16 protein-coding genes are annotated in these 17303 nt (G+C 67.4%); 7 read left to right on the top strand and 9 right to left on the bottom strand.

Going from position 1 to position 17303, the window contains the following annotated elements; all coding sequences use genetic code 11:
* Positions 1-46: 46 nt before the first annotated feature.
* Positions 47-430 carry a very short patch repair endonuclease gene (locus tag EDF69_RS03350; RefSeq protein ID WP_132883928.1) on the bottom strand — a complete coding sequence of 128 codons (384 nt, stop codon included), beginning with the start codon at positions 428-430 and terminating at the stop codon, positions 47-49.
* 324 nt (positions 431-754) lie between these two features.
* On the opposite strand from EDF69_RS03350, the gene tnpA reads away from it, so the two are divergent.
* The 4 genes from tnpA to EDF69_RS03370 are packed head-to-tail and all read left to right on the top strand — an operon-like array spanning position 755 to position 3681.
* Positions 755-1132: an IS66-like element accessory protein TnpA gene (gene tnpA, locus EDF69_RS03355; protein WP_339537905.1), complete on the top strand. Its 378-nt coding sequence runs from the start codon at positions 755-757 to the stop codon at positions 1130-1132.
* Positions 1129-1476, top strand: coding sequence for an IS66 family insertion sequence element accessory protein TnpB (gene tnpB, locus EDF69_RS03360; RefSeq protein ID WP_304537245.1), 348 nt, complete (start codon positions 1129-1131; stop codon positions 1474-1476). Before tnpA ends, tnpB begins: the two co-directional genes overlap by 4 nt.
* A gap of 43 nt (positions 1477-1519) precedes the next feature.
* Positions 1520-3082: an IS66 family transposase gene (gene tnpC, locus EDF69_RS03365; protein ID WP_425336666.1), complete on the top strand. Its 1563-nt coding sequence runs from the start codon at positions 1520-1522 to the stop codon at positions 3080-3082.
* Positions 3079-3681: a plasmid pRiA4b ORF-3 family protein gene (locus EDF69_RS03370; protein ID WP_132884633.1), complete on the top strand. Its 603-nt coding sequence runs from the start codon at positions 3079-3081 to the stop codon at positions 3679-3681. Before tnpC ends, EDF69_RS03370 begins: the two co-directional genes overlap by 4 nt.
* On the opposite strand, the gene istB is transcribed toward EDF69_RS03370, so the two are convergent.
* The 3 genes from istB to EDF69_RS03385 form a co-directional block, all read right to left on the bottom strand.
* Positions 3657-4439 carry an IS21-like element helper ATPase IstB gene (istB, locus tag EDF69_RS03375; RefSeq protein WP_204991416.1) on the bottom strand — a complete coding sequence of 261 codons (783 nt, stop codon included), beginning with the start codon at positions 4437-4439 and terminating at the stop codon, positions 3657-3659. The genes EDF69_RS03370 and istB overlap by 25 nt on opposite strands.
* A gap of 14 nt (positions 4440-4453) precedes the next feature.
* Complete coding sequence (istA, locus tag EDF69_RS03380) at positions 4454-5941, bottom strand: IS21 family transposase (protein WP_132884630.1); 1488 nt, start codon at positions 5939-5941, stop codon at positions 4454-4456.
* A 156-nt stretch (positions 5942-6097) separates the two neighbouring features.
* A complete protein-coding gene (locus EDF69_RS03385; RefSeq protein ID WP_132884530.1) occupies positions 6098-7231 on the bottom strand; it encodes a DNA cytosine methyltransferase in 1134 nt (377 codons plus the stop codon).
* A gap of 751 nt (positions 7232-7982) precedes the next feature.
* Between EDF69_RS03385 and EDF69_RS19940 the strand changes: the two genes are divergently transcribed.
* Entirely contained in the window at positions 7983-8327 is a 345-nt protein-coding gene (locus tag EDF69_RS19940; RefSeq protein ID WP_425336580.1) for a helix-turn-helix domain-containing protein, read from the top strand.
* Positions 8328-8722: 395 nt separating this feature from the next.
* Positions 8723-9130, top strand: coding sequence for a hypothetical protein (locus EDF69_RS03395; RefSeq protein WP_239555273.1), 408 nt, complete (start codon positions 8723-8725; stop codon positions 9128-9130).
* Positions 9131-9456: 326 nt separating this feature from the next.
* Here EDF69_RS03395 and EDF69_RS03400 read toward each other — a convergent pair whose 3' ends face one another.
* From EDF69_RS03400 to EDF69_RS03420, 5 genes are all read right to left on the bottom strand, one after another.
* A complete protein-coding gene (locus EDF69_RS03400) occupies positions 9457-10815 on the bottom strand; it encodes a hypothetical protein (protein WP_132884529.1) in 1359 nt (452 codons plus the stop codon).
* Positions 10816-10951: 136 nt separating this feature from the next.
* A complete protein-coding gene (locus EDF69_RS03405; protein ID WP_204991302.1) occupies positions 10952-12163 on the bottom strand; it encodes an SDR family oxidoreductase in 1212 nt (403 codons plus the stop codon).
* Positions 12164-12264: 101 nt separating this feature from the next.
* Positions 12265-13050, bottom strand: coding sequence for a gamma-glutamyl-gamma-aminobutyrate hydrolase family protein (locus EDF69_RS03410; protein ID WP_204991303.1), 786 nt, complete (start codon positions 13048-13050; stop codon positions 12265-12267).
* A complete protein-coding gene (gene epsC / locus EDF69_RS03415; RefSeq protein ID WP_132884528.1) occupies positions 13050-13982 on the bottom strand; it encodes a serine O-acetyltransferase EpsC in 933 nt (310 codons plus the stop codon). The genes EDF69_RS03410 and epsC overlap by 1 nt, the downstream gene beginning before the upstream one ends.
* A gap of 82 nt (positions 13983-14064) precedes the next feature.
* Positions 14065-16161, bottom strand: a complete 2097-nt coding sequence (locus EDF69_RS03420) for a phosphocholine-specific phospholipase C (protein ID WP_132884527.1) — start codon at positions 16159-16161, stop codon at positions 14065-14067.
* Positions 16162-16324: 163 nt separating this feature from the next.
* Here EDF69_RS03420 and EDF69_RS03425 point away from each other — a divergent pair, with 163 nt between their 5' ends.
* The gene (locus EDF69_RS03425; protein ID WP_132884526.1) at positions 16325-17281 is read left to right on the top strand and encodes a manganese catalase family protein; all 957 of its coding nucleotides are present in this window, start codon (positions 16325-16327) and stop codon (positions 17279-17281) included.
* Positions 17282-17303: the final 22 nt, after the last annotated feature.

Genomic DNA, 17303 nt, shown 5'->3' on the forward strand with positions numbered 1-17303 from the left:
TAGTGGCTCCAACGGGGGGCGTCGTTGACCGAACGTGATCCGCCGATTACAGATTAGGTGAGCATCCACAGCTATCGAGCAGTATCCGCCGGACCGCGTCAGCATCGTTCGTCTGACATTCCCAAATAATGATCGATGACCAAGCGGAAGCGGCGAGAGCCTTGAGGGCGGCCCGGTCTCGCGCAACATTCTTCTCGAACTTGTCCCGCCAAAACTCCTGTCGTGCGGCAGGCATCGAGGCGCGCTTGCAGCCAGGATGGCGATGCCAGAAGCAGCCGTGAACGAAGACTGCTAGCTTGTGCTTCGGAAACACGAGGTCGGGTGTGCCAGGAAGATCCCGCCGGTGAAGTCTGAATCGAAGACCGGCAGCATGAGCGACCTTGCGAACGCGAAGCTCGGGCTGTGTGTCGCGGGAACGCACCCGCGACATGAGGGCGCTGTCAACGGCGGAGCAAAACCAGGCCAGCGGGGCGGAGTAAAAGCAGGCCACTTGAGGCGCGCGCTGACGATATGAAAAGGGCCCCGATCGGGGCCCTTTTCATATCGTTGCCGTCCTCGGCCTGATGGTCAGGAAGATAATATCTCACCGGTGTCCGGGTCGGACAGGGCACTGGCCTGGTTTTGCTCCGCCCCGCGACGTTTGCGTCCGGTGGACTGCTTGAGGCGATAGCTGTCGCGTAAGCGTGGCCTGCGGGCCGCCTTGCCCGTTTTGCCGTAGCTGGGATGTTTGTCGCCTTTGACGAGGGCGATAGCGGTGCGGGAAGTTTTCGGGTCCGTGGAGGTGGTCGGCCGGGTGTCGGGCCGGCGGAGTTGGTCGGACGAGGAGAAGCTGGAGATCCTGGCCGAGGCGTTCCGGCCTGGCGTCCGGGTTCGCGATGTTCTTGAGCGGCGCGAGATATCGAGCGGGCTGGTGTATACGTGGCGCAAGCAGGCGCGGCTGGGCAAGCTGGGCGGCATAGCGCCCGCGCTGCCAACATTCGCCGAGGTGTGTGTGGCTGAGGTTCCTGCACCACAGCCGGCGACATCCACGCCCGGCCTCATCTGCATCGAATTGGCGGGTGGCGTGCGGGTGAGCGTGGACGGCTCGGTGGACGCCGGCGCGCTGGCGCGGGTGCTGTCGGTGCTGAGGTGAGTCCGACGCCGTTGCCGACGCGAGTGTTCCTGGCCTGCGGCGTGACCGACATGCGCAAGGGCTTCGATGGGCTGGCGGTGCTGGTCCAGCAGGTGCTGCGCGAGGATCCGCATTCCGGCGCGCTGTTCGCGTTCCGGGGCAAACGCGGTCATCTGGTCAAGCTGCTGTGGTTCGATGGCCAGGGGCTGTGCCTGTTCTCGAAGCGGCTGGACCGGGGCCGCTTCGTCTGGCCGGTGACCGCGACCGGCGCGGTGACGCTGACGCCGGCGCAGCTGTCGATGCTGCTGGAGGGCATCGACTGGCGCCGGCCCGAGCGCACGTTCGTGCCGACACTGGCGGGCTGAAAACGGCGGTTTCGCGTGGCTTTTGCTCGCCCGTCGGCATGCGATCTGCTATGCAATCCTGGTGTCGGAAGCGCCCGTTTCCTCAGCTGATGTCATCGCGCGGATCGCCGCGCTGGAGGCTTCGCTCGCCCGGGCCAATGCCGCGCTCGTCGCCCGCGACCTGCTCATCGACACCCTGCGCGGGCAGATTGCCTGGCTGCGGCGGATGCAGTTCGGCGCCTCATCCGAGAAGCTGGGCCGCGAGGTCGAGCAGCTCGAACTGGCACTGGAAGAGCTGGAAACCGAGCGCGATGTTTCCGCAGTCGAGACTGCGGCACCCGAAGTAGCGCCGCGACCGGCACCGGTCCGCAGCCTGCCGGACCACTTGCCGCGCGAGGAAGTAGTCCATGAGCCGGCATCTGGTGCCTGCACCTGCCCGGACTGTGGCGGCATGTTGCGTCGCTTGGGCGTGGATACGCACGAGATGCTCGACGTCATGCCGGTCCACTGGCGGGTCGTGCGCAACGTTCGCCCCAAATATAGCTGCCGGGCTTGCGAGAAAATCGTGCAGGCACCCGCGCCGGTCAGCGCCGTGGCGCGGGGCAAGGCGACCTTCGCCACGCTGGCGCATGTCGTCGTTTCCAAGTTCGACCACCATCTGCCGCTCTATCGTCAGGCCGAGATGATGGCGGCGCAGGGCCTCGACATCGACCGCTCCACCCTTGCCGGCTGGACCGGGCAGGCCGCAGTCCTGCTCGACCCGGTCGTCAGCCGTATCCGTGATGCTGTCTTGACCGCAGACAAGATCCATGCGGACGACACGCCGGTGCCGGTGCTCGACCCGGGCCGAGGCAAGACCGCGACCGGGCGGCTGTGGGTATACGCGGCCGATGACCGCGCGTCCGGCAGCACGGCGCCGCCCGCGACCTGGTATCGCTTCACACCCGACCGGACCGCCGCGCACCCGCAGACGCATCTCGCCGGCTTCCGCGGCTTCCTCCAGGCCGATGCCTATGCCGGTTATGACGGGCTGTACCGCAGCGGTGTCACCGAGGTAGCGTGCTGGGCGCATTACCGGCGCAAGGTGTTCGACCTGCACGAGCGCATCCCCACGCCGCTGACCACCGACATCCTCCAGCGCTTCGGCGCGCTCTATGCCGTCGAAGCCGAGGTGCGCGACCAGCCACCGGATGTCCGGCACCGAGTGCGACAGGACCGAACCAAGCCGTTGGTCGGCGCCTTGCGCGAGGTGCTCGACGCTGCCCTTCGTCGCCTGTCGCCCAAGTCCGATATGGCCAAGGCCATCGCCTATGGCACCAAACGCTGGCCGGCACTGTGCCGCTTCCTCGACGACGGCCGCCTGGAGATCGACAACAACATCGCCGAGCGTGCCCTGCGCGGCGTCGCCGTTGGTCGCCGCAACTGGCTGTTCGCCGGCTCCAGGGCGGGCGGCGAGCGTGCCGCCGCGATCTACACCGTCATCCAGACCTGCAAGGCCAACAGCGTTGACCCGCAGGCGTACATCGCCGACGTCATCGCCAGGGTCGCCGACGACTGGCCCGCCAGCCGCTGGGACGAGCTCATGCCGTGGAACTGGGCTCGCGAACCTGCCAGGCTGGCGGCATGAGCGCCGAAACCGTTGCCCGCCTGCACCTCGTCCTGGACAACATCGAACCCGCCATCTGGCGCCGGGTCGACGTGCCGGTCACCGCCAGCCTCAAGATGCTCCACGATGTCGTCCAGGCTGCGATGGGCTGGGAGAACTGTCATCTCTGGCACTTCGAGGCCGGCGACCACCGCTACGGCGTGCCGGACCCGATGTGGTCGGAAAGCGGCATGGCGGCCGCCAAGAACGTGAAGCTCGCCGCCCTCCTCGACCGGGGCATGAAAGAACTCGTCTACACCTACGACATGGGCGACGACTGGCGGCACACCATCACCGTGGAAACGGTCGGCCCCGGCGAGCCTGACGTCAAATACCCGCGCTTCGTCGCCGGCGAACGGCGCTGTCCACCCGAGGATGTCGGTGGCTTGCCCGGATACGAGATGTTCCTCGACGCCATGGGCGACCCCACTCACGAGGAACACGACCGACTGCGCAACTGGTATGGCGGCCCTTACAACCCTGACGACATCGACGAACGCTTCACCCGGCGCGCCGTCGCCGCCATCGCCATCCGCCGCCATGCTGGCAAGCTCGCCTACCAGAAGAGCCGGCCGCAATAACAAGGCGGCCTACCGGCCACGCTTACGCTGTCGCCGTTCATGGTCAGGATGGTGGCATGGTGGGTGAGCCGGTCGAGCAGTGCGCCGGTCAGCCGCTCGGAGGCGAGCACCTGCGTCCAGTCCTCGAACGGCAGGTTGGAGGTGATGATGGTCGAGCCGCGCTCGTAGCGCTGCGACAGCACCTCGAAGAGCAGTTCGGCGCCGGTCGGGGACAACGGGACGTAGCCGAGTTCATCGACGACGAGCAGCTTCACGGCCGCCATCTCGCGTTGGAGCTTGAGCAGCCGTCGCTCGTCTCGCGCCTCCATCAACTGGTTCACCAGCGAGGCCGCGGTAGTGAAGGCGACTGTGAAGCCCTTCTGGCAAGCCGCCAGGCCGAGCGCGAGGGCTACATGCGTCTTGCCTGTCCCGCTGTTGCCGAGCGCAATGACGTTCTCGCGGCGCAGGATATATTCGCACCGTGCGAGCTCGACCACCATCATCTTGTTCAGGCTGGGGATGGCGGTGAACTCGAAGGTGTCGAAGCTCTTCACAGCCGGGAAACGGGCTGCGCGGATCCGTCGCTCGATGGTCCGGCGCTCGCGGTCGATGAGCTCCAACTCGATAAGCCGCAACAGGTAGCGCGTGTGGTCGACCCCGCCTTGCGCGCATTCGCGCGCGACCTTTTCGTACTCGCGCAGAACGGTTGGCAGTTTGAGTTGTTTGAGATGATGGGCGAGCAGCACCTGTGGCGTACCTGCGGTCGTGCCCACCGGCATGGCGTCCTTGTCCGTCATGCTGCCAGCACCGCATAGTCGGCCGCGCACGTCGTTTTGACGTCCATCTTGGGCACGTGCGGATACGCCGCTAAATCCAGGCGCGGCGGACGGCGCTCGATACGCGCCAGCGCGATGAGTTTTACCGCGTCAAAACCAGGTGCGCCCAACTGGACTGCCTCGGTCACGGCATCCGTGACGATGGGAAGCGGCATCGCCTCGAGCAGCCGCAGCACCTGGATGAACTCGCGTTTACCCTTGTTGCCCATCCGGGCCTCGAGCAGGTGGCGCAGATGCTGGAAGATGTCCGGCAGGTTCCAGTCCTGAAGGGCTGCCGCCTGGTCGAGCGCACCGGGCTTGGTCTCGATGAGCGCGAGATAGTGCAGTGGGTTGGAGACGAATACGCCTTCGTCGTAGCAACGCGCGTGCCGGGCAATCTCTTCGCCCGCGCATATGATGACGACCTCGTCGACGAACCCCTTCACCATCACGTCGCGGTAGCCGTACGCGGTCGGCACCGAATAGTCGTTGGTCCGGTAGCGCACCATCGCGGTCGACGACACGCGCGCCGCGCGTTTCTCGCATGGCTCCAGTGGTACGGACGGCAGCGTGCGCAATGCCGATACGTCTGCCGCCAGCCGCTCGGCAATGGTCTGCGCGTGCTGACCGGCATGCTCGCCCTGGCGCGTACGGCAGGACTCCTCGAACCTGGCGTTCAGGACATCGAAATTGGCAGCGACCGGCACGGGCACCATGAAGTTGTTGCGCGCAAACTTCACCAGCCCCTCGACCTTGCCTTTGTCGTTGCCTCGCGCTGGACGCGCAAAACGGTCCTGAAACAGGTAGTGGCTGACCAACTCGGTGAAGGCGCGTGTGCGCTCGCGCGTTCCATCGCCGCAGATCTTTGCCACGGCGATGGTTGTGTTGTCGTAGAGGATGGACAGCGGCACGCCCCCGAAGAACGCGAATGCCGACACGTGCCCGTCAAGAAACGCCTCGGTCGTCTCGCGCGGATACGCCTTGAAGAAGCAGGCATCCGACTGCGGCAGCGACATGCAGAAATAGTGGATCTTCATCCGCTCCCCGCCGACGACCGCGACCGCCTCGCCAAAGTCGACCTGTGCATGCCCCGGCGGGTGCGCCAGCGGCACGAAGGTCTCGCGCCCGCGGGCCCTGCACAGCCGCACATGGTCCTTCACCATCGTGTAGCCGCCCGTATAGCCATGCTCGTCGCGCAGCCGCTCAAAGATCCGCTTGGCCGTGTGCTGCTGCTTGCCCGGCGCCTCGCGGTCGGCTGCCAGGATTGCGTCGATAACCGGTAGCAGCGTCCCGAGCTTCGGCTTGGTCGGAGGTTTCGTCCGGCGGTATCCAGGAGGCGCCGAATACAGGCACATCTTGCGTACCGTATCCCGGTTCAGCCCGAACACCTCCGCCGCTTCCCGGCGACTATGCCCCTCGACAAATACAAACCGTCTGACCGCTGCGTAGCTCTCCACGACAAACATCCCCGCCGCTCCGCAAAGGGAGCAGCTTACCAACTGGCCGGATTTTACTCCGCCCCCGACGGCACTGCGCCGGCGGTCCTGTGGCCTGGTTTGTCACCGCCCTTCACAGGGCGCTCCGCCTGTCGGAACTCAGGCGGTCGCGCCCCGACCTTTGGACTACTTTTCCCACCTCAGCATCGTGCTTGGGAAATGCGGCTTTTCGGCTGCCCTGATTGCCAACGCGGCATCCTTGAGTGGTCGGAGAAGCGCGGCGGCCATGTCAACGGGCACGGCGTTGCCGACTTGCACGCCTCCAGCCATGAGACCGCCCTCGAAGACGAACCAATCCGGGAAGGTCTGTAATCTGGCCGCCTGCCGCAGCGTAATGCCGTGATGGAGCGTCGGATGAACGAATCGGCCCTTGGAAGGATTCACGCAGGCTGTTGTCATAGTCGGCCCCGGCTCCTCAGGGTTGATACGGCCATATACGTCGGAATGCCCGGAATGGCCTACGTGGCAATTCAGGATGCGACCGGAATCCCTTCGGGACCCACCATTTGGCGGCGTCGCTTTGAAAGCGTCGACGAGAGCGCTCCCGTGCTTCATGTGAATGTCGTTCGGATCCCCGTCTAAAGCCGCTGAGGCGAAGGCTTCTGCGGCGACACGCCATCTCGGGCGCTCGTCGTCGACACGATCCGGTGGAACATGCGTGGCGCTTGGTGGCCATTGAAGCGGCGCACGAGCGCGACGTCGGTCCACACCAAGGATGAAGACCCTGCGGCGGTTCTGGGGAACGCCGAAGTCCTTCGCGTTTAGAACGACCGGCGGCAGCATCTCGTAATCGGATGCTTGTCCCAAATCATAGAAGGCGCTCAGGAAGCTCCTGTGCCTCGGCCACAGGAGCCCGGGAACGTTTTCGACGAGAAAGAACGCTGGACGCAAACTTTCGACGAATCTGAAGTAGCGCAGCAGCAGAGCGTTTCGCGGGTCGCCTACGCCAGCGCCGTTTATTCGATGCGTAGAGAAACCCTGGCAGGGCGGCCCGCCCATAAGGATGTCGCAGCCGCTCGCGTCGAACCCAGCCTCCTTCCGAACCCGCTCAGGGTCGAGGGCGGCGATGTCCTCCTCGTACAGCCTTACCTTGGCTTGATCCGAGTCGATCAAGTTTCTGCGATAAGTGGCGGCCGCGTGGCGGTTCACCTCGACAGCCGCTGCCACGTGAATGCCAGCGTTGCGAGCTCCGAGAGAGAAGCCGCCAGCGCCAGCGAACAGATCACAGGCCAGGATCGGACCAAAATCGCCGCGTGGCATCGAAGCTCTATCTGACACCAGCACAAGACTTGATCGACCGTCCTTCAGCGATCGGTCGGATGGGCACTGAATGGAACTGGCAGTCATCCTGCCCTGCGCGTCTTGCTCACAAGCTTATATACCGCACCCGACTCGGGTGCCTAGAGCCCTTAACCCGCAGAGTCCGAGAATCGAACGGTTCAACGCCGGAGAATCCTGGCGGTGTTTGATCAGCCATCGCACTTGTCACGCGGGCGGCCGCGCGGTCTCGCCGAGGTGGTCGTGGTGAGCTTTGACGTCGGGCTAGCCCGCCGGACTGCAAGCGCCGCTTCATCCTGGTTGTTGGACGTCCTTGCAGTGGCCGTTTACCGTTCATTCGGCATGAACGATCTCCCGATTATGGTTCTCGGGATACAGGATCTGCCATTCCGCTCTCGGCTAAATCATCAATCAGGCGCGGCTGCGACCAACGCCTCGATCCGAGCACGAGTTTTTTCCCGCTCGCTAAGGGACTGAGTCCGTGTTGGTGCCACTCGAGCTCCAGTCGTAGACATAGAGCCTTGTGACGGCCGGGGGCCATTTCGACACTCGCGATCGGCATGAATGCGAGCCGCAGCAATCTGTTTCTTCAACTCGTCAATGGGCCTGATGCAGTCGTCTAGGTAGGTCTCCAAAGCTCGTAGCGCGTTCGCTCTTTCAGCAGGATCAGCGTCGACCACCTTCTCGGAGAGGAGGTCGAACTGATCCCCGAAGAAATGTCTGCCCTCAAGGTGTGCGGCGCGCCTGCTCATCTAATCAAAATATCTATATTCCGGATATTCGCAAGTCCCATTTAGCGCTGCCGGTTCATTCGGAGCCCCGCAGCATCACCCGTAGCATCGCCACAGCTGAACACTTCTTGGTTGCCGACCTCCTTAAGAACCGGAGGCGTGAGGCAGGCTTGACCCAAAACCAAGTCGCTCAAGCACTCGGACGGCCCCAGTCGTTTGTCGCCGAGGTGGAAGCTGGCCAGCGGAGGATCGACATGGTCGAACTTCTGAACCTCGCCCGAGCTATCGGGTTCGACCCAAAGGCGTTCTTCAGCGAATTTGTGGATGTCTGCGCGTCGCGGCAGTAGATTCATCCAGGTTAATCGGAGTGTCGTTGGTTCGAGCGCATGGGTTTGCGACGCTGACACCATTCGCTGGAAATGTCAGCGATGCTGACGGAAAGCTCTGAGACGTGGAGTCAAGCCGACGCCCGGTGGACAGTAAATGGACAGGATTTAGCGTCGCCTAAGGGGCTGATTCAGCCGTTTAGCGTCGCCAAAATGGCGGAATCGTGCGGTTTCTGCCCCTATAACATGGACTCCGAAGGCAGAGGCCACTGGTTCGAATCCAGTCGGGTGCACCATTCTCCAGTATTTCCCGTGAACGTGGCCCTCGGCATCGTAGCCGATGGCTCGTCTCGCTGAACCTTGCCAGCGCGATGCCGGTCGCGAGACCTGTGGGGACACAGGCCGGCCGCGGGCTCATGCGCGCAACCGCTCCCCGGCAGGATCGTTGGGCGCTGCTGAGGAGAAAAGCGATCGCCCACGCCAGCAACGTCGTGCAATGCGAAGGACCCGACAGCCCCCACGCGTTCGACATCGTTCCGCTCCAGCCGAGAAACGGCACCCTGGATGCGAAGTGTCCGATCTGCCGGGGGCACGGCCAGTGGAACACCGAGATCGATCTGGTCAGCTTCCGGTGCAAGCGTGCCGTGTGCGACTATTGCCACGGCGCCGGATGGATCGAGACCGGCAACGATCCCATCGGGCACCCCGACATCGTCATGACGCCGGACGGCTATCCCAAATGGGTGGTCGCCTATGATCCACGCCAGAATCCCGAGCAGCAGCCGACCGGAACTGCTCCCGCGTCCTATCGCGTGAACTCATGAACAACCGTGCCTGGATCGGGCGCTGAACCTCCCATCTCTGGTGGGGAGCGGACGTTCGACATTGACCCGCCCACGGGCTTGCGGAAGGTAGAGCGATGGCATCGCGCTCGACATGGCTGAGGTGGGGCTTCGTCCTGTTTTCTGCAGCTATCATGTTGCGAGGCGTGACAGAACGACGAGCCTACAAGCTCGCCATAACCGCTGCTACGGCGGTCGTATTCATCGCCGTTGTGGGCGTGGGATGGCTATTTGCGACTAGGCGCGAGCGCTAAATTGAATGTCGGCAACTGGGTGTTTCCCGACGGTCAGCTCTGTGAGTTTACGCCCTAGTTCGACCCGGCTGGGTCTGCGGTGGGCTTTTCGGCCTCTTGCTCCAGCATGTCCGCGGTCATCTCGAGATTCTCCGCCATTTCCTCCAGACTCTCCTCCTCGGCTGGAGGCCGTTCCTCCGCGGGTGGATCGGCCGGTGCCTGAGCCGCCAGCGCAACGGCATTCGCCTCGTGATGAAGCGCGTCTGCCTGTGCGCTCAACGCCTCGATCTCGACCCGGTCGGGGCTGACGCCGAGCTGCGACAGCACCTCGGGCCGCTGGGGGATGGCGACGGCGGGATCAAAGAGAAGGACGGTTGCCCCCGTGGGTGCGAGCGCCGCGCGCGCCGGCTCTGCCATTTTCGCCGGCAGGGCCACGAACAGTCGTGAACCCGCAAGGCTGCCCGGCCGGGACGCTCGTCCCGCCTCGACCAGGAGGCGCAGGAGGGCGCCCGGGTCGGCAGGAGCCGCAACGGCGAGGTCGAGCTTGGCATCGGCCTTGGTCAAACGCTCGCGGATGGAGCGTGCCGTCCTTGCATGATCGGCGGCGGAAAGCGCAGGCAAGACCAGGGGAAGATCGAACGAAAAGGGCTTGGCTTCCGGCACCAGACGCCGGCGCGCTTGCGCGAGATAGCGGCTCCACGCGTCCTGCTCGGTTCCGGCCGGTGCGGTGAGCGGCGCGATCGTCGATGCCCGCCACTGCGCTTCCTCTGCCTTGTCACGGGCCGCGATGGGAGCGGCGGCGGCCTGGGCGACTTCCCAATCGGGACCCGTCAGCGGCGCGACCGCGCCCGTCGCGAGATTGATGGTCACGTCGACATAGCCGCGCGAATCACTCCCGGAAGCGCTCGGAACGACGACCTTCAGAACCAGCCGCTTGCCGTCTTGCGACAGGACATGCTTGCCGCTCCACCACAGCGAGCTGACCGATCGAGGCAGCGCGCGAACGTAGTCGGGGGGCAGGATGTCGGTCAGCTTGTAGGACCGCACGACGCTCCCGTCGTCGCGGTAAATGACGACCACATGCTCGCCAAAGCCGACGGAATGCCAGTCGTCGAAGGTGACGACGTACGCAGCATCCTCCGTGACGAGCGCCGAGACGGGAGCCACTTCGTTCACCAACGGTGCTTCCCACACGGTGGTCCATCGGCCGGCGACGAGCCGCTCGAGAACGCCGCGCGCTCTGGGCTCACCGCCCGCACGTTGCCCGGCAGGGTCCCGGTGCGCCACCTTGTCTTCAAAGTAGGAAAGCGAGCTCTCGAGATCGCGCGGGATGACGGTGAAACGGACCTTCTTGCCCGCTGACTCGTAGGTCTGCCGTGTCGCCGGGGCCCAGCTGTCCGCCCGCGCCGGAAGGGGACTGAGCAGCACCGCCAACAATCCGATCACAAGCCGCCACATGGTCGATCCCCCCCCTCCGATCGCACCATGCTGCCCGGGATCGGATGCTCCCGCAACGGCGATCCGCGGTGGGCGAAGGGCGGGGCGAAACGGCCCCGATCGACGCTGCGCCTCAATAAGTCGCAGGCGGATCGCTGGCGGGGAAGGATTCGTCGGAGGCTTCGTCGACGCGCGTCCACGGGCGTGCGGTGGGGTCGCGCATGGATTCGGGGCCGGCGGGGCGGACCGGCTGGGAACTGCCGCGGGAGGCGTCCTGGTCCTCGGGCCGGGCGAAGGCGGCGCTGCCGACCAGGGCGTCCGGCGCCGTCGTGTCGGGCGTGCGGTGGCGCGCGCGGCGGGCGCGGCTCGCCACGACGGCGCCGGTGACGAGCGCGCCGAGTGCGAGCGTGCGCGCCACGGGGCGGAGCGCCAGCCAGGTGTAGAGGCTGGGGTGGGTGCGGCCGGTGAAGTCGCCGCGCGCGCGATCGTCGCCATCGGGTGCGTAGAGATTGCCGGGCTGGCCGGCGGGGGCGGGGCGCTGCGTGCGGGAGCCGGGGATGCCGAACTTCGCCAGCAGGGTGTCCATCACGCCGGGAGCCGTCACCTGGTTGAGCGCCATGCTGCGGCCGGCGCCGCCGGCGAACAGGTCGCGCACGGGATGTTCGGCCGCGTAGAGGACGCAGTCGGCGACCACGCCCGGATCGTAGAAGGGCGGCGGTCCCTTGGGCACCACGTCGAGCTTGCTGCGGGAGTTGGTGAAGAAGGGGGTGTTGATCGTCGCCGGCTTGATGCTGGTCACCGAGACCGGCGCGCCCTCTGCCATCAGCTCGCGGCGCAGCGCATCGAACGCGCCCTCGATCGCGTGCTTGGACGCGGCATAGGCGCTGTGCAGCGGCAGCGAGACGATGCTTTCCACCGAGGAGATCACGATCAGCGCGCCGCCCTGTTCGCGCAGGTACGGCAGGGCCGCCTGGGCGCCGTGGACATAGCCCATGAAGTTCACCTCCAGGATGCGGCGGAACTCCTCGGGCGTGGTGTCCTCGAACCCGGCGTAGACCGAGACCCCGGCGACGTTCACCCAGCTGTCGATCCGGCCGAAGCGGGCGACGGCATCGCGCGCCAGCTGGCGGACCTGCGCCTCGTCGGTGACGTCGCACACGACTGCCACGGCCTTGCCGCCGGCCTGGGTGATCTCCTCCACCAGCGAGGCGAGGCCAGCCTGGCCGCGGGCGGCGACGACGAGCGTGGCGCCTGCGGCCGCTGCCCGGCGCGCGGTCTCGCGGCCGATGCCGCTCGACGCGCCGAGGATCACCATGACTTGTTCCGAAAGGGGCTTGAGCTTCACCGCCATGTTCCTGGCCTTCGCTGCCTGAGGGGTCGCGCGCTGCACGGGGTGCTTCACGAACGGCAGGCGGCGGCGGGGGTTCCCTGGCCGAAGCGAAGGGGTCAGGCGGCGCGGCGCTGGGCGTGGGCGGAGGTGCGCAGCGCCTCTGCGACGAGCGCGAAGAAGGCGCGGCTGGCGGGGGCGTGATCCGCGTCCCATTCGGGGTGCCACTGGACGGCGAGCACGTCGGCGCCGCACGGGCGCGCCCAGATCGCCTCGACCAGATCGTCCCCCTCGGCCCGCGCCTCCACGGTGAGGCCGGAGCCGAGCCGGTCGACACCCTGCTGGTGGACGGAGTTCACCCGCAGCCGCGAGCAGCCGGTGGCGCGGGCGAGGCGGCCCTGATCGGCGAGGCGGATGGCGTGGTGATGGTCGAACAGCGCGTCATACCCCTCGTCCCAGTCGCCGCGATGGTGGCCGCCGTCGGCGGGCTGCTCGCACAGGGTGCCGCCGAACAGCACGTTCAACTCCTGCATGCCGCGGCAGATGCCGAACACGGGCTTGCCGCCCTCGATCATGCGGGCGGAGAGCGCCAGGGCGACCGCGTCGCGCTCGGGATCGTGCGCGGCCGGGCGAGGGCCGGGGACAGCGCCATAGCGTTCCGGCGCGACGTGCGAGCGCGAGCCGGTGAGGAGCAGGCCGTCGAGCGCGGCCGCGACCCCGGCGACGTCGGCCGCATCGGCGACCGCGGGGACGAGCAGCACCGTCGCCTCGACCAGCTGGGTGAGCGGGCGGACGAAGCGGGTGGCGACGACCTGCACCGGCCGGTCGGCCACTTCGTTGCAGCAGAGCACGCCGACGACGGGGCGGGCCGGCGCGGCTTCGGGAAGGGCGGGGCGGAAGCGCATCAGTCCGCCGTCTCCACCAGCACGTCGCGCAGCGTCGCCCCGGCAGCGCGATCGAGCCGCCGCGCCTCCGGCTGGACCACGACGCTGTCGGGGGGCACGTCGTCGAGCAGCCAGACGTTGCCGCCGATGGTGGAGCGGGCGCCGATGGTGACGCGGCCGAGGATGGTCGCGCCGGCATAGATGACCACGTCGTCCTCGACGATCGGGTGGCGATCGTGGCGGGGGCGGCCGCCGTCGCGGGTGTCGCCGGGCGCACTGCGCGCGCCCAGCGTCACATGCTGGTAGAGCCGCACGCGATTCCCGACGATGGCGGTCTCGCCGATCACCACGCCGGTGCCGTGGTCGATGAAGAAGCCGCTGCCGATGGTGGCGCCCGGATGGATGTCGATCCCGGTGCGGGCGTTGGCGAGCTCCGAGATCAGCCGGGCGACGATGGGCGCGCCGAGCTGGTGGAGCTGGTGGGCGATGCGGTGGTGCAGGCTGGCGAGAGCGCCGGGATAGCAGAGCAGGATCTCGTCCACGCTGCGCGCCGCCGGATCGCCGAGAAAGGCGGCGTCGACGTCGCTGTCGACCAGCTGGCGGACCTCCGCGAGCGTGGCGGCGAACAGGCGCACGATCATGCCGGCCTGGTCGGGATCGAAGCTGCTGCGCGCCTCCGCCTGCCAATAGCCGAGTTCGGCGGCGACCTCACGCTCCAGGTCGGCGAGGGCGAGGGTCAGGCGCTCGGCGACGAAGCTGTCCTCTGCCTCCGCGGTGCCACGGAAGCCGCCCAGGCGGCGGGGATAGAGGGCGGTCGCCAGCGTCTCGACGATGCGGGCGACGGCGTCGCGGGCGGGGAAACTCTCCACGTCGCGCGATTCGTCCTGGCGCTGCCGCCACGCCGCGCGGGCGACGCGCAGGGCGGCGACGGTCTCGATCAGCGTGCGCGACATGGCCTACCTCCGATGTGGAGAGACATACCCCATCGGCAGAATAGGAATTCAAAGAAATGCTTTGCCGGGGCGAAGCCGCGGATCAGGCCGGGTCGGAGGTGGAGGGGCGGCCGGTCTCGAGCCGGCCGGCGATGCGGCGAAGAAAGCCGGGCGCGGCCGGGCTGGTGAGGGTCAGGTCGTACCAGCCACCGGTGAGCGCGAGGTCCCAGGGCGGCGGGGTGCCGGTGCCGCGCCAGGAGCGGTGGTGGTCGGCATAGGCATTGGGGGCGACCTGCCACGCGGCCGCGCCGGCACGCACGGCGAGGGCCAGGGTGGCGCGCGCCGGATCGAGGTGCCAGGCGATGCGCCCGGCAAGCGCGCGGTCGGCGGCGCGGCCGGCGAAGTGGCGGTGGAAGCCGTTGGGGCCGAGCACCCACAGGTCATAGGCGCCGTCCGCGCCCGCGCCCGCCCAGCGGCCGGTGAGCTGCCCGCCGGCCTCCACCGTGTAGCGGCGGGGCAGGCGATCGAGCGCGAGCCGGTCATAGACGTGGAAGACGGCGGCGACCCCGGCGCGGTTCGCGCCTGCGTGGAAGGTGAGGCGGATGCCGGCCTCGTCCGGCGCCTCGGTGACGGAGAGGTGGTAGGGGAGCGGGCGCGAGGGGCGGACGCCCGGCTCCTGCACCAGCGGCTGGGCGGCGGCGGGCGCGCGGGGCGCGACCTGGCCCTGGATCGCCGCGCTGCGGGTGGCGTCGGGGCGCGGATCGGGGATGCCGTCGGGAAAGCCGCGGTTCGGGCTGGTGAAGTCGAACACCGAGGTGAGGTCGCCGCACACCGCGCGGCGCCAGGGCGAGATGTTGGGCTCGGCGACGCCGAAGCGCTGCTCCAGGAAGCGGATCACCGAGGTGTGATCGAACACCTGCGAGTTGACCCAGCCGCCGCGGCTCCAGGGAGAGATGGCGTAGAAGGGGACGCGGGGACCAAGGCCATAGGGACGGCCGCGCAGCTCCGGCAGGTCGACGGACGCGTCGGCGGCGCTCGGCACGCGGTGATATTCGCCGGCGGTGCTGACGGTGGAGGCGCCGGCGAGGCCGCCCGGGGCCGCCGGATCCTGGGAGGGCGGGGCGGGCGGCGGGACATGGTCGAAGAAGCCGTCATTCTCGTCGAACATGACGAGCAGCACGGTGCGGGCCCAGACCTTTGGGTCGGCGGTGAGCACGTCGAGCAGCTCGGCGGTATAGGCGGCGCCCTGGGCGGGGCTCGAAGGGCCGGGATGCTCGGAACCGGCGGCGGTCGCGATCACGTAGGAGACCTGCGGCAGGCGGCCGGCGAGCACGTCGGCGCGCAGGCCGTCGAGCGCGCGGGTGGTGAGCGCGCGGTCGCGAAGCGCCGGATCGGCACCGGGCGCACCCTTGTGAGCAGCGCGGAACGCCTCGAACCCGACCAGGGGGTTGTCGGTGAAATTGTCGGCCATGTCCTGGTAGATACGCCAGTCGATTCCGGCCGCCTGGAGCCGCTCGACATAGCTGGTCCAGCGATAGGGCTCGGCCCAGCCGCCGTCCTCGGCGAAGCTGTCGTGCGAATTGGCGATGGCGGGGCCGCCGGCTTGGCCCTCGGGATCGTTGGTGCCGGTCCACAGGAACAGGCGGTTGGTGTTGGTGCCGGTCTGCAGCGAGCAGTGATAGGCGTCGCAGACGGTGAAGGCATCGGCCAGCGCGAACTGGAAGGGGATGTCGTCGCGCCGATAGTGGCCCATTGCGCGCTCGGTCTTCACCTCCGGCCAATGTGCCATGCGGCCGTGATCCCAGGCGCGCTGCGCGTCCGGCCAGCTATGGGGCGTGCCCTCCATGCGCATCAGCGCCCAGTCGGTGCGGGTCGACAGATGAAAGGGGGAGACGGTGCGCGGGCCCTGCTTTGCGGTGCGGTCGAGCTGCTGCCAGACGGTGCGGGCGGCGCCGTCCGAACCGGGCGCGAGCGGGATGGGCAGGCGATCGCCGAAGCCGCGGACGCCGCGCAGCGTCCCGAAATAATGATCGAAGCCGCGGTTCTCCTGCATCAGGATCACGACGTGCTCGACGTCGCGCAGCGTGCCGCTGCGCACGTCCGCGGGGATCGCGAGCGCGCGCGCGATCGAATCCGGAATGGCGAGCGCGGCGGCGCCAAGGCCTGCCTTCAGAAGGGTGCGGCGGTGCAGTTCGGTCATCCTGTCCCCGTGGCAGCGACCGCGCAAAGGCTCAAGCCGCTCCCGCCCGCGGAGCCGGTCAGCGCATGCTCCCGCGGCAATTGGTGCGAGTCACTTTCAACAGGAACGGGTGCGTGGCTGATGCGCTTGGGATGGACCAGAACGATACAGCAGGAGCCCGGCAATGTTCATGCATAACAAGCGGTTGCAATATACCGTGCGCGTTTCGGAGCCCAATCCGCGGCTCGCCACCATGATCATGGAGCAGTTCGGCGGGGCCGACGGCGAACTGGCCGCGGCGATGCGCTATTTCACGCAGGGCCTGGGTGAGGACGATCCCGGCCGCAAGGACATGCTGCTCGACATCGCGACGGAAGAGCTGAGCCACCTGGAGGTGATCGGGTCGATCGTCACCATGCTCAACAAGGGCCTGAAGGCGCAGCTGGCCGAGGGCACGATGAAGGAGGCCGAGCTCTACCAGATGGTGGGGCAGACCGGCACCAGCGCCAAGGAATCGATCCTGTTCGGCGGCGCCCCGGCGCTGTGCGACAGCGCGGGCGTGCCATGGACGGCGGCCTATGTGGACTCGCGCGGCGAGCCGACCGTCGACCTGCGCTCCAACATCGCGGCCGAGGCACGCGCCAAGATCGTCTATGAGCGGCTGATCAACATCACCGACGATCCCGGCATCAAGGACGCGCTGGGCTTCCTGATGACCCGCGAGGTGGCGCACCAGAAGTCGTTCGAGAAGGCGCTCTATGCGATCGAGAACAACTTCCCGTCGGGCAAGCTGCCGGGCGTGGAGAAATACGCGAGCATGTACGTCAACACCTCGCAGGGCGAGGGCGACACAACGGGTCCGTGGAACACCGGCGACGAATGGGACCGCGTGGACGACCTGCAGCAGGTGATGCCGGCGGACGAGGGCGACGGCACGGCGACCGTCAAGCTTCCCGCCAAGGACCAGAAGGTCGCGGCCAAGATGGTGGAGCGGACCGCGTCCGATCCGAGCGCCGACCCGACCACCGGGGCGGACCTGGGCGCGGGCCCGGGCGCCGGCCGCACCAAGAACGGCGACATGGGCGGTGCCCCCGACATCCAGTCGGCGCCGGCGATGGCCGAGGCCACCGTCGCGAAGTGACGAACAGGGCCGGCGCTCCCGC

This window comes from Sphingomonas sp. JUb134 (genome assembly GCF_004341505.2).
Taxonomy (GTDB): Bacteria; Pseudomonadota; Alphaproteobacteria; order Sphingomonadales; family Sphingomonadaceae; genus Sphingomonas.

Excerpts from the sequence above, each read along its gene's own strand:
- EDF69_RS03395 (WP_239555273.1), top strand. The coding sequence starts at position 8,723 with ATGCGCGCAACCGCTCCCCGGCAGGATCGTTGGGCGCTGCTGAGGAGA.
- EDF69_RS03410 (WP_204991303.1), bottom strand. The coding sequence starts at position 13,050 with ATGCGCTTCCGCCCCGCCCTTCCCGAAGCCGCGCCGGCCCGCCCCGTC.
- EDF69_RS03350 (WP_132883928.1), bottom strand. The coding sequence starts at position 430 with ATGTCGCGGGTGCGTTCCCGCGACACACAGCCCGAGCTTCGCGTTCGC.
- EDF69_RS03370 (WP_132884633.1), top strand. The coding sequence starts at position 3,079 with ATGAGCGCCGAAACCGTTGCCCGCCTGCACCTCGTCCTGGACAACATC.
- EDF69_RS03420 (WP_132884527.1), bottom strand. The coding sequence starts at position 16,161 with ATGACCGAACTGCACCGCCGCACCCTTCTGAAGGCAGGCCTTGGCGCC.
- epsC (WP_132884528.1), bottom strand. The coding sequence starts at position 13,982 with ATGTCGCGCACGCTGATCGAGACCGTCGCCGCCCTGCGCGTCGCCCGC.
- EDF69_RS03425 (WP_132884526.1), top strand. The coding sequence starts at position 16,325 with ATGTTCATGCATAACAAGCGGTTGCAATATACCGTGCGCGTTTCGGAG.
- istB (WP_204991416.1), bottom strand. The coding sequence starts at position 4,439 with ATGCCGGTGGGCACGACCGCAGGTACGCCACAGGTGCTGCTCGCCCAT.
- EDF69_RS03385 (WP_132884530.1), bottom strand. The coding sequence starts at position 7,231 with ATGCCACGCGGCGATTTTGGTCCGATCCTGGCCTGTGATCTGTTCGCT.
- istA (WP_132884630.1), bottom strand. The coding sequence starts at position 5,941 with ATGTTTGTCGTGGAGAGCTACGCAGCGGTCAGACGGTTTGTATTTGTC.